We start from the raw sequence: 11,583 nt of genomic DNA on the forward strand, positions 1-11,583 counted from the left end.
GCACCACCTCGTGAAACCGGCCGCCATTCCGAACTTCCAGAGGGCTCTCGCTGACAGTCCTAATCGCGGCTGTAAGACAGGTCGTGCTGCAGTCGTCCAAACGACGCAGACTAGTTGTCGAGTCAAGAACACACAAGCAGATTCAATAAGTCGGTCGCCAATTTCAACGCGGGGAAGGTCAACGCTGCTCCCGACTGGCAAGCCTTTGACGCTACCATGCGACTCCAGGCACGGTCGTCTCCGACAAGACGCGTGTTTTATGACATTTACCCTAAAGTGGATTAGCCGGCAGGCTTCGATGGATAGCCATGGAAGCTATTGCAGCTTCACCAACTGCGACGCAAATCTGATTCAGCGAATTCACTGCATCGCCTGCAGCGTACAGTCCGTCTTCGCTCGTCCGCTGATCCTTATCGGTTACGATCATTCCGTCGCTATCTCGCTGCACATCAAACTCACTCAAGAGATCCGTTTGGGCGAGGCAGCCAAGCACCGGATAGATGGCATCGAACGCATGTCGGTGCCCATTTCGGGAGGCGACCCTAAGCGGCGCCTCGGTACTATTCGGTAACTCCAGCGTCCCGTTCGCGATCAAATCGATGGCTTGCTCCGCCGCAAGGGCACGCTCCTGTTGCGTCAGCGCATCGAGATCGGAGGCGATGACTGCCACATGCTGACAGAACGTGCGGAAGAACAAGGCATGCGACAGCGCACGTGATGCCGGACCTAGCATTGCGATCCGCTTGCCTTGGGCTTCGAACCCATCGCATATTGCGCAGAATCGGAGCAATCCTCGTTGCGTCAGCCGCACAGCCTCGTCGATCGGCGGAAGCCTGTCGCGTATTCCGCACGCGAGCAGTGCACGACGTGCGAACAGGCTGCGGGACGAAGAATCGCTATTGCTGCCGTATTGGACGAGGAACCTGCCGTCCGTCTCCCTTATCGTCGTGACCCGGCCTTCGACGACTGGCACGTCGTAACACTCGATCTGACGACGCATCTTGACGAGCAACTCATTCCCATTGATGCCGCCTTCGAAGCCAGCGAGGTTACGCACGATGGGGATCAAAGACGCTCTGCTGTGACCGTCGTCGATGACGATTGTCGAGCGCCTGAAACGCGCGAGATATAGGGCGGCGGTGAGGCCAGCGGGCCCGCCACCGACGATAATGCAATCAACGATCGGATCGTTCATCAATGTCTTCGTTTTCGGTCGATGGACCTGCGCTCTGCGTACTGGAGTGCGCACGCCGTTCAGGGACGTGTCGCTTAGCCTTCAAGGGGAGCAAGCAATAGCGATGCCCACGATGAGGAAAGACGCATCTACCTGGCGCTCATCAGTGACGTCGATGCAAGGCGAAAGCTTTCTTACATCAGGAGCTGACAGCGCGCTAGGGTTGGCCATGATCAACATCATCGCTCAATGGTGAGACCCGTACCTGCAAGTCCGCGACATCTGAGCCACGTGGGAATGACCGGCGCACTGGGCGCGACAAGCGTGAATCAGACCGTCATGATTCCAACAGTCGGCCTAGGTCAGCCTGACGTTGGGTGTTGCATAGGCCACAAGTCTTCGCTGGCGACGAATCAATGCAACAAGAGGGAAACGGGCGGTGACTTCCTGCAGCGCCGCGCATCCTTTCCGTTCATTGGCAACGCAAAGATAGGTCTTCACCGCCGGCTAACGTCCTCGCCGCCCACGCGACGACGAAGCGGCCAAAAGCGATCATATTCTGCGGTTCCGGACGCGATCGCGGCGTCGCACATCGGAGTAACCATTGCACTGCTGCGCGTCGGCTTCTATCTGCTGCCACAGCCCAGCCGCGCTACAAAGCGAGGGAGGAGCCGAGCGAGGTCGAAAAATCTAACAAGTAGCTCTTGCGCGAGCACCAGCGGGCGCAACCGAGCTAGGCCTTCGCCGCGTGCCCTGCCTGAAGGGAGGTGCGTCGGTGCGGGAGAGCAGGATTGAAGGGCTGCTATGAATCGGAGATTTGCCGCTCCACATTCGCAGGCTCGAAAGTCTGCTTCGGGTCGACAAGGGAAGTTCGTGTCGAGTTCGGGCAGGCAGCTGACGGGTGCCGGTAGGACTTCCGGGGTTAATCTTACCCACGAATCGTGAACACTTTGACGTGAGCAACGGTTAATGTTTCGAAGGGCAGCGGCGCTTGGTAGCCAATCGTCGAATGACGCCGCTGGCGGTTATAGAACACCTCCATGTACTCGAACAGACTGGCACGCGCCTGCTCACGAGTTCTGTAGTCGCAGTGCATGACCAGCTCCGTTTGCAGGGCATGGAAGAAGCTCTCCATCGGAGCATTGTCCCAGCAGTTGCCCTTGCGACTCATGCTTTGGCGATCGAATGTCGGTTGAGCAATTCCCTCTAGTCGACAGCTGAGTAGGTGGTTCCTTGGTCCGAATGCAGGATGGCCGGGACGGCTTACGCCTCTATCCTTGCCGTCTCAACGTCGCTTTCCCTCCTACAGCGGCCATCGCCAGGCCGCGAGCTAGGTCACGGCAGGGGGTAAGACATGCCGAAGGGACAGCTCGGCACGGTTTCGGTGGACTTGTCATGCGCACGTGACAGCATCGGCGCAGGGGTCGCCGCTGGGATTCATGCAGTCAGTGAGGCCGCTATCGCGCGGGCTGGCACCGCTCGGCGACGGTCATTGCAACGCCAAAACGCGACTGTCCATCGTCCCCGTAACGGTGCGGCACATGCGCCTTTTGCGTGCCGTGCATCAGGCCGCCGCGCCTCGCAGATCTCTTATATGCTGATAGACGGTCGCACGTCCCATTCCTAGCACATTCGCCACGTAGTTCGCGGCGCTTTTTCCCTTGAACGCTCCTTCACCCCACAGCGCTTCAACGATTTCTCGACGATGATCACGGGTCAAGGAATTGAGCGCTAGCTGACGCTCTTGGAGCCATGAGTGAAGAAAAGTGTTGATGCGTTCTTGCCAGTCATCCTTGAAAAGTTCTTCAGGCTGCTTCACGACCCCAGCGCCGGATATCACACGATCAATGACGTGTTTGATGTCTTCGAAAACGGCAATGTTGTAGTTCACGCACATCACGCCGACTGCGCTACGCGCATCGTCGAACAACACGGTGCTCACGCATCGCATCCGTCTCCCGTCCCAATTGACCTTTTCGTAAGGACCAACGGTACCGGACTCGGCAGAGTGATCAATCTCCTCTAACGCAGAGTCGTCGCCTAGTTCGCGTTTCGACAGATTATTGGCGATGTAGGCGACAGTCTGGCTTTCCAGGTCGTGGATGACGATTTCGACGTACGGAAAAAATAGCAGGGCGATGCCGTCGGCGACTCGACTATAACGGTCAAGAAGCATCCGACGAGTGGCCGTTGTCTTAGGCTTGCGCATAGTGGTGCGTGCTTGCAGTTCTCTCATAGTTTACTCGGCTGCGGAGCAGCATCGCAGGTCCGCCGATTTCACGCATTCTGCCACGAGCGACACGCTTCTCTTTGGGGATAGACGGCCGGTAGCGAGGCGACCGGCTTCTACCGGCTCGTGCTTAGTCATGTAGCAGGCTTCCGTCGACGCGTTCTGGAAGCGCAGTGGTGCCAGCGATCATCGCGATACGCTGCCCGACTGTCGCCAGGTGAAAGTTGGCCCGCGCGACAAGAAAACCTGTGATTGGCGCGGCGATCGTGGCACGGCCCGCTGCAATACGTCCACCATAGTCAACGATTTCCGCAACCGTCTGACCGCGCTCGACGAAGGCGCCACATTCCTGTTTCCAGCAAATCAGGCCCGCCGCCGACGTTGCAACGTGCGAGACAGCATTGAGAGAAAACGTTAATGGGGCATGGCAATCAGTCACATCGGTCGGGACGGCGGCACCTGTCACGATACCTTCCGAGCGCAGAAAGTCGATCAGCCCGGCGGCGTCGGCGGCTGCGAGATCGTCGCTCACGTCGCGCTGTCCTCGCAACTCAACGACGGCGGCGAAGCCGGTCGATTTATCAGCGCACATGTCAAGGCGCTTAAGCGCTCTCCAGGCGTCGCGGAATGCTTGATCGAACGTTCCGCCACCGGCTTCATCTTCGAGAATCAGCGCCCGCGCTTTCATGGAACGCGCGAGTGCTGTAGCCCGCCTTTCGAACTCCCAAGAACTGTAGATGTGCATCACCGCAGTTTTGTCGCAGTGAAGGTCCAACACTGCATCGTGCTCAAAGCCGACATCGAGCAGTTGTAGCTTCAACGCCTCGACAGAATCCACCGCCGCTTTCCGTGCCAACGTTATTTGCTTCAACCACGCTCTTATCCCGGGATCGGATGCACCGCCTCGACCAGTCAGATCAGAGCTGACTTCGATGGCCGGTCGCAGATCGAAGAACTGGCGATCGAAGTTTCCCGTTCCGTTCAGGTCGAACCTGCCAATGAGGTGTCCCATCACATGCTGATTCATCCCGACCGGATTGGCCCAGCTCGAAACCGTCACCCGATGTATCAGTTCCCCGTCTTGTTCTAACCGCGTCAACGCGGCGAGGAGGTGCTGGACCACGAGCAAGCCGGGTACTTCGCCCGCGTGAAGGGCCGCCTGAATATACATTGCCTTTCGACCAGAACAAGGGCCGAAGGTGTGATGACTTAGGTTAAGCGTCGTCCCGGTTGCTGTGCTGTCCAGTGTGATGTCCCGCGCTCTCATCGTCTTCGCTAGCCATTGAGTTCGGTAGTTGACCACGCAGTTGCAGTCCGCCAGCCGTTTAGAAATCGAGCAGCAGGCTACCGGCCTGACCGTCGCGCACGGGACGCTTGCCTGCCAAAAGTGCTGCTCTTTCCCCAGGCCGGACGAGTCTCTTTAGTTGTCGGACGATCATGACGCCGTCGACGGTGCTGAGAATCGGTACGCGCTGGTTGAATTCGTCGCCATCCAGTCGCACCACCTCCGCGATCACCTCGCCTACACTGACCTGATCACCCGGCGCTTTCCGGTAGACGATCACGCCAGCGCACGGGCAGGGAACATGAGACGCTCCTTCGAGCGGGAAAGCAAAGGTCGGCTCACCCGGGGACCGCTGGGTCCGCGCGGCTTCCGCAGTCAAAACACCTTCGCTTTCGAGGAAGCGCAAGAGGCTCGACGCGTCGGCGGCAGCGAGTTCGTCGCTAACGTCAGCCTGTCCCCGCAGTTCAACCGTGGCGCTAAAGCCGCTGTCGCGCTCGGAGAGGAGACCAGCCGCCTGCACCGTACCCCATGCGCTAGAGTGAACTTGATCGAATGCGCCGCCCCCCGCCTGGCGGGGTTCTAACATCACAACCGGCGCGCCCAGCAGGTTGGCGAGCAACGTAGCTCGCTCTACCTGCAACTCGGAAGCATAGACATGCGCGATACAGTCGGTATCGCAATGCAGGTCAAGGACGATGTCATGCTCCATCGAAAGCTTCGCGAGTTCAAGCTTTAACGCTTGCGACGGACCGATCGCCGTCGCCTCGTCCAGCATCTTCGAAAAGACGCTTCTCCACTGATTCGGCGACCTCGCCGGATCCGGTGCTTTGGCAAGATAAGCTGCCACCATCTTATCGAGCAGCGGGAAGTTGCGATTGAAGTTCTCGCCGTTCTCGAAGTCGAACCGGCCTACAACCGCGCCAAAAAGGCGTTGCGACATACCGATTGGATTCGCATAGGGCACCACGGTCACCAAACCGTCGATAGCGCCCGCCGCATCAAGTTGACGAAGCTGCTCTAGCAGATGCTGAAGAACGAGCAAGCCCGGATGTTCGTCCGCGTGAAGGCCGGCGTGCAGATAGGCGCTGCGTGCGTTGCTTCTGTTGCCGAACTGATGGGCGAGAACCGTCAGTTGAACTCCCGGGGCAGGGGACGGAAGCCGAATATCGAGGCGTTGATAGGTCATGGAAACCTTCTGCTCTGTGGGGCATGCCCTTGCAAGGGCGGCTTGGCGGTCAGTTTAAAAGTCGCTACGGATGGAACGGTGCACTAAGCGCCAACACCGCCTCTTGCACTCAGGCGCTCACTCGAGCAGTCAAATAGCTGAACAGTTGATATGCGATGGCTACGTCTTCTAGACCCAGCCCGATCGAGCGGAAAAACACGGGCTTTCGATACGATGGCTTGACCGCCTTGCCGCACATCAGTTCGGCAAGATCGCCCAGCACCGCTTCCGTGCGCCAACCATGGTTTTCAGCCGCCAGTTTCATCTCGCCTGCGCTCAACGGAGTGGTGTGACGGTAGTCGCAGTAGACGTCCATGTCGACGAGCCAAGCGGGCGGAATCTCGTGAGCGTTCGCGACGTTGGTGCTGATAGACGTAATGAGCGCTGCCTTGGTAAGCATCGTTTCGTGGAGCACTGGAGTGCCCGACGAGGTGCACAGTGCGACCACATCGGCGTTAGCGACAACGTCTTCAATCCGATCACAGATCGAAACCCTCTGATCCAGCGCTGCCAGTTGCGCACGCTTTGCCGTGTCGTTTTCAAGCTCGGGCGAAAACACCCGTATGGTTCGCCAGGGTCGTACCGACGCGAGATGCCGTAGATGGGCCAAACCAACCGCGCCCGTGCCGATGATTGCAAGCTCGGTTGCATTTTCGACGGCCAGTTGCTCTACGGCAAGTGCGGTCGCTCCCGCCGTGCGCTCGATCGTCAGCAGCCCGGAGTCACACCACATCAGCGGTTGACCCGTCTCCATCGACATCAACGCCGTCCATGCGGTAATAACCGGCTTAGCCTGCGTGACGATGTACGGCGACAATTTCGCACCGAAAACCTTCGCCTCCGCCATGACGCCCAGGTATGTGATGAAGTCACCGGCGTCTTGCGGAAAAAGAGTCAGCGTCTGCGGCGGTTGAACGGCCATGTGGGTTCCCAGCGCTCGAAACATCTGCGCTAGCGCGGCGCGCACGTCAAGTTGAGGCAGCGCCCTTCGGACGGCGTCCTGATCGACGATTAGGGGAAATGCTGGGTGGGTCATCCAATGCGCTCCGCAACGTTGTGATTCAGGCAATGAACCGATTCTAAGCCAAATTGTCCAGTTTGGACTTTTTTTTGAAAACTATTGCATTCGCCGTTGTCCAGAATAGACTGTCATTCCAGAGCACGGAGGAGCCTGACAAGTGAGCCAGCTTCATCCGAGATCTCAAATCCAACCGAGCGATGTCGCGCGAAGGGTCGACCGTCGTCGTCCAAACACACAGGGGCCATTTATGTTCCGGAAGCTTCAACTATCGCTATTGGTTGTCACCGCTTTGGTGGGCGTCTCGAGTACCGTCAGCGCTCAGGGCCAGGACACGCTGCGCTTCGGCATAGAGGCAGCCTACCCGCCATTCGAAAGCAAATCGGCGAGCGGGCAGTTGCAGGGCTTCGACATTGACGTCGGCAATGCGGTCTGCGCCAAGCTGACCATGAAGTGCGTTTGGATCGAGAATGCATTCGATGGACTCATCCCGGCGTTGCAGGCAAGGAAGTTCGACGTCATCAACTCTGCAATGAACATCACGGACAAACGCAAGCAGTCGATCGAGTTCACGAAGCCGATCTACGTCGTGCCGATCGTGATGGTGGCGCGACGCAGTTCCGGCCTGCTGCCCGACGCGAAGAGCCTACAAGGCAAACGGGTCGGCGTGCTGCAGGCGTCGTCGCAGGAAGACTTTCTCAAACGGCATTGGGCGTCGGCCGGCGTCACGGTCGTGTCTTACGGGGACCAAGATCAGGTCTATGCTGACCTCGTGGCTGGCCGCCTCGACGCCGCGGTGCAGGAGGCGCAAACCGCTCAGGACGGGTTCCTCGGCAAGTCCGCGGGGCAGGACTACGCGATCGTCGGCAAGCCGCTGACCGACCCGTCGACTCTCGGCGAAGGGACCGGCTGGGGCTTGCGCAAGGGCGATAAGGCGCTGGTCGCGAAAGTCGATGCCGCGCTTGACGCCTTGAAAAAAGACGGAACGTTGATCAGTCTTTCGCAGAAGTATTTTAACCGCGACATTATCGCGAAATGACCCATTGGGGAAGCCGGCGTGGGAAGCTTTGCGGCAGTCTCTCGTCACTTCAACACCGAACGACTGGGTCGGACAAAAGAGCGAAATGAGTCTATGGACGTCGACGTGGTGGTGCTGGGCAGCGGGATTGTGGGCGTGTCGTGCGCGCTGCATTTGCAAGACCGGGGCCGCCGGGTGGCGCTGGTAGATCGTCGCGCTCCCGGCGAAGAGACTAGCTTCGGCAACGCGGGACTGATTGAAACCGCTTCAGTCGTCCCATATGGCTTTCCGCGCGATTTGCGCACGTTACTGCGCTATGTCAGGAACAACTCGACTGACCTGTACTGGGACTATCGGGCGTTGCCGCATTTTGCGAGTTGGCTCGCCCGCTTCTGGTGGGAATCGTCGCCGCAGAAGTTGTTGGCCGCCGGGCGCGACGTGCTGCCATTGATCCGACAGAGCTATGATGAACACGAGCGCTTCGTTAGGCGCGCGAAACTGGGGCACCTCGTTCGCGCTAGCGGCTGGATCGACGCCTATCGGACGCCACGAGAATTTTCCAGTCAGGCTGCGGCCGCCGAGGTTACTGCCCAAAGCTATGGTTTGCGGGTCACAGTCCTGGACACGGCGACGCTGGCCGCGCGGGAACCGGGCCTCGTGGACGGTTTCTGTGGTGCATTGCACTGGCAGGACCCCAAGAGCATCGTCAATCCCGGCGCCCTCACCAAAGGTTATGCGGATCTGTTTCAAGCGGAAGGTGGGTCGATCCTAATGGGCGATGCCACGTCGCTGACGTCTCAAGCGGGTGCGTGGACGGTTCAGACGTCGTCTGGACGGCTCGTTGCGAAAGAGGTGGTGGTGGCGCTTGGACCATGGTCTGACCGCGTGTTCGCGCCGCTAGGCTATCGCATCCCGTTGCGCGCGAAGCGCGGTTATCACATGCATTACCGTCCGACACGGCCGATGCTCTCCATGCCGTTCGTCGACGCTGAGCAGGGATATGTGATAGCGCCCATGGAAGGGCGCCTGCGACTGACCACCGGAGTGGAGATCGCGCGGCGCGGCGCAAGGCCGACGGACATCCAGCTTGAACGCGCGGAGCGCACTGCCCGACCAAGCTTCGGTCTGGGAGAGCGACTGGACGCGAGTTCATGGCTTGGATTACGTCCTTGCACACCCGACATGCGGCCGGTGATTGGACGTGCGCCGCGTCATACTGGGCTGTGGTTTGCGTTCGGGCATAACCATCATGGTTTGACGTTGGGTCCCGCGAGCGGGCGGCTGCTAGCCGAGATGATGATCGGCGCGCCGCCCTTTGTTGACGCGCATCCATTCCGCGCCGAATGATTCGGCCGCTAGGTAGTGGCACTTGTCCCGCTCCGAGCTAATCGGCGGAAATACGGACGATTCAAAGGATCGCGGTTCACAACCGCTATGCAATCCAAACTAGGAGGACTGTCGGCATGAAGATCAAAGACTTTGGCGTTGAGCGCTGGATGGATCTGTACGAAACGAAATGTACCTACAACCTTGCCGAAACCTGCGTGGAGTCGCTGACAGTAGACCAGTTGCTGACGCTCTCCGGCAAGCAAGACAGCATTCTCGACGAACTGCGCGCTATGAAACTTACCTACGGCGCGATCGAAGGCTCGGCGCGCTTACGCGAAGCGATTTCGACGATGTATGAACACCAGTCACCCGAGAATCTGATCGTGACACACGGGGCGATAGGCGGGAATGCCCTGGTGTACGAGACACTTGTGGAACCGGGCGATACGGTGATTTCGGTACTTCCCACCTATCAGCAGCACTACTCAATCCCGGAAAGCTATGGCGCCGACGTGCGCATACTAAAGTTGCGCGAAGAGAATGGTTTCCTGCCAGATCTCGCGGAACTGCGCACGCTGGTAAATGATAAGACGCGTCTGATCGCTATCAACAACCCGAATAACCCGACCGGTTCGTTAATGGACGAGAAGTTTCTTGCGGAAGTCGGCGAGATCGCGCGCTCGTGCGGCGCCTACGTATTGTGTGATGAAGTCTATCGCGGCACCGACCAGCACGGTAGTGGCTATACGGCGTCGATCGCGGACGTCTACGAGCGAGGCATCAGCACGGGCAGTATGTCGAAGACCTACTCACTAGCGGGACTTCGGCTCGGCTGGATCGCTGGCCCGAAAGATCTGATCCGTGCGGTTTCCATCCATCGGGACTACAACACGATCAGCGTCGGGATGATCGACGACCACTTTGCTTCAATTGCCTTAGAGAATCGCGCCGCGATCCTTGCACGCAATCACGACATTGTGCGAACGAATCTCGCAATCGTGGACGCGTGGATTGCGAAAGAACCCGCCATCAGCTATATAAAGCCAAAGTCTGGCACGACCGCGCTTTTAAAATATGAATTGCCGATGTCGTCGCTCGAGTTCTGCACCGCGTTGATCGAACACACCGGCGTGATGCTGACGCCGGGAAGTGCGCTTGACATGGAAGGGTACGTGCGCCTTGGCTACGCGAATAAGCGCGAGGTACTTGAGACGGGGCTCGACAAACTATCGGAGTTCCTTGCGCGCCAAACTTAAGTGGCCAAGCGCCTTGGGGGTCCACTAGCGCTCTTCTCAATGCGCCGACGCAGACAGTTGGCTTGTGGCTAGATGCACCCGCTGTCAGCGCGGCGCGCCCCGGACCCTTCCCCCGCGCGGCACGATCCCCGATCTCGAGTTGGTGATTCGTATCGTAAGCGGGAAAGGCTTGGTGAATACAGGGAATATCATCAAAGCCATTTCACGACCGAGGCCAGCACCGGCGCGCCTTCGACAGCGCCTTCAACAACCGGCGGCCCAGTGACGGCGACCCTGCGGCACTACGCGCTCGTAATCGAATTTGCGTGCATCGCGCCGCCGCGTCCACGCTCACCGAGCGTTCGGTCAGGGGACGAGTTTGACTATTGCTTGGGTGTTATTTGTTTCGCGTTGGAACGTTCTTCCTTTTTGCATTGACGCTCCGTTACCGAACGTTGTGTTTTGTTGGTCGTCACAGTTGTTCGCCCTGCGCGCAAGCCTGCCTTCACGACTGGCTGCTGCGCTTCGATACCGGCCTTGCATGGTGCAACGGCGTGACCGGCAGAATCGGGTGGCGGATTCAACCGGTCGATGCAACGATTTGGTTAAATCGCTCAGCTGGCGTATCGAAGTTTAGTGTTTTTCTAGGACGTTCGTTGAGCCGCCTGGCTACGGCGTCCAGCTTGGTCTGTGAGTAGGCAGATAGATCAGTACCCTTAGGGAAGTATTGCCTGAGAAGCCCATTCGTGTTTTCGTTCGAACCGCGTTGCCAAGGATGCTGTGGGTCGCAGAAATAGACCTCAATGTCGGTAGCGACAGTAAAGCGGTGGTGGTCGGCCATTTCGGAACGCCTGTCCCACGTCAGCGATTTATATAGTTCCCGAGGTAACTTGCTGGCGTGTCGTATCAGCGCGTCAACCACAGCCTCAGAATCCTTGCTGGCGACTTTTACCAGCATCACGAATCGACTTTGACGTTCGACGAGCGTTGCAATCTGGCTCGTAGCGTTGCCATACAACAAGTCGCCTTCCCAGTGCCCGGGTATTGCGCGATCCTCCGCCGTAGCAGG

9 protein-coding genes and 1 pseudogene are annotated in these 11,583 nt (G+C 58.6%); 3 read left to right on the forward strand and 7 right to left on the reverse strand.

The features are described 5' to 3' along the window. Window positions 1-271 precede the first annotated feature (271 nt). The 6 genes and pseudogenes from AB6804_RS23225 to AB6804_RS23250 all read right to left on the reverse strand — a co-directional run bounded on the left by AB6804_RS23225 (window position 272) and on the right by AB6804_RS23250 (window position 6,950). Window positions 272-1,195 carry an NAD(P)/FAD-dependent oxidoreductase gene (locus AB6804_RS23225; RefSeq protein ID WP_370888470.1) on the reverse strand — a complete coding sequence of 308 codons (924 nt, stop codon included), beginning with the start codon at window positions 1,193-1,195 and terminating at the stop codon, window positions 272-274. A gap of 907 nt (window positions 1,196-2,102) precedes the next feature. Next, window positions 2,103-2,354, reverse strand: a pseudogene (locus AB6804_RS23230) (IS3 family transposase); the annotation flags it as partial. A 384-nt stretch (window positions 2,355-2,738) separates the two neighbouring features. Continuing rightward, window positions 2,739-3,383 carry a transcriptional regulator gene (locus AB6804_RS23235; protein WP_370888485.1) on the reverse strand — a complete coding sequence of 215 codons (645 nt, stop codon included), beginning with the start codon at window positions 3,381-3,383 and terminating at the stop codon, window positions 2,739-2,741. Between the two features lie 151 nt (window positions 3,384-3,534). Continuing rightward, window positions 3,535-4,575 carry a succinylglutamate desuccinylase/aspartoacylase family protein gene (locus AB6804_RS23240; protein WP_370888471.1) on the reverse strand — a complete coding sequence of 347 codons (1,041 nt, stop codon included), beginning with the start codon at window positions 4,573-4,575 and terminating at the stop codon, window positions 3,535-3,537. A 154-nt stretch (window positions 4,576-4,729) separates the two neighbouring features. Then, window positions 4,730-5,875 carry a succinylglutamate desuccinylase/aspartoacylase family protein gene (locus tag AB6804_RS23245; RefSeq protein WP_370888472.1) on the reverse strand — a complete coding sequence of 382 codons (1,146 nt, stop codon included), beginning with the start codon at window positions 5,873-5,875 and terminating at the stop codon, window positions 4,730-4,732. Between the two features lie 109 nt (window positions 5,876-5,984). Further along, a complete protein-coding gene (locus AB6804_RS23250) occupies window positions 5,985-6,950 on the reverse strand; it encodes an ornithine cyclodeaminase family protein (RefSeq protein WP_370888473.1) in 966 nt (321 codons plus the stop codon). 232 nt (window positions 6,951-7,182) lie between these two features. On the opposite strand from AB6804_RS23250, the gene AB6804_RS23255 reads away from it, so the two are divergent. The 3 genes from AB6804_RS23255 (at window position 7,183) to AB6804_RS23265 (ending at window position 10,535) form a co-directional block, all read left to right on the forward strand. Further along, window positions 7,183-7,971 (forward strand): ABC transporter substrate-binding protein, encoded by a 789-nt coding sequence (locus AB6804_RS23255; protein ID WP_370888474.1) that lies wholly within the window; start codon window positions 7,183-7,185, stop codon window positions 7,969-7,971. 93 nt (window positions 7,972-8,064) lie between these two features. Beyond that, window positions 8,065-9,297, forward strand: a complete 1,233-nt coding sequence (locus tag AB6804_RS23260; protein ID WP_370888475.1) for an NAD(P)/FAD-dependent oxidoreductase — start codon at window positions 8,065-8,067, stop codon at window positions 9,295-9,297. A 116-nt stretch (window positions 9,298-9,413) separates the two neighbouring features. Beyond that, window positions 9,414-10,535: an aminotransferase gene (locus AB6804_RS23265; RefSeq protein ID WP_370888476.1), complete on the forward strand. Its 1,122-nt coding sequence runs from the start codon at window positions 9,414-9,416 to the stop codon at window positions 10,533-10,535. Between the two features lie 559 nt (window positions 10,536-11,094). Here the strand turns inward: AB6804_RS23265 and AB6804_RS23270 are convergent. Next, window positions 11,095-11,583 (reverse strand): IS30 family transposase (locus tag AB6804_RS23270; protein WP_370888477.1); only part of this gene is annotated, 489 nt, incomplete at its 5' end.

The organism is Caballeronia sp. RCC_10, assembly GCF_041360715.1.
In the GTDB taxonomy this organism is placed as follows: Bacteria; Pseudomonadota; Gammaproteobacteria; order Burkholderiales; family Burkholderiaceae; genus Caballeronia; species Caballeronia grimmiae.

Bases quoted from the DNA above. Each gene is read 5' to 3' on its own strand.
- AB6804_RS23225 (WP_370888470.1), bottom strand. From the start codon at position 1,195: ATGAACGATCCGATCGTTGATTGCATTATCGTCGGTGGCGGGCCCGCT.
- AB6804_RS23235 (WP_370888485.1), bottom strand. From the start codon at position 3,383: ATGCGCAAGCCTAAGACAACGGCCACTCGTCGGATGCTTCTTGACCGT.
- AB6804_RS23240 (WP_370888471.1), bottom strand. From the start codon at position 4,575: ATGTATATTCAGGCGGCCCTTCACGCGGGCGAAGTACCCGGCTTGCTC.
- AB6804_RS23245 (WP_370888472.1), bottom strand. From the start codon at position 5,875: ATGACCTATCAACGCCTCGATATTCGGCTTCCGTCCCCTGCCCCGGGA.
- AB6804_RS23250 (WP_370888473.1), bottom strand. From the start codon at position 6,950: ATGACCCACCCAGCATTTCCCCTAATCGTCGATCAGGACGCCGTCCGA.
- AB6804_RS23255 (WP_370888474.1), top strand. From the start codon at position 7,183: ATGTTCCGGAAGCTTCAACTATCGCTATTGGTTGTCACCGCTTTGGTG.
- AB6804_RS23260 (WP_370888475.1), top strand. From the start codon at position 8,065: ATGGACGTCGACGTGGTGGTGCTGGGCAGCGGGATTGTGGGCGTGTCG.
- AB6804_RS23265 (WP_370888476.1), top strand. From the start codon at position 9,414: ATGAAGATCAAAGACTTTGGCGTTGAGCGCTGGATGGATCTGTACGAA.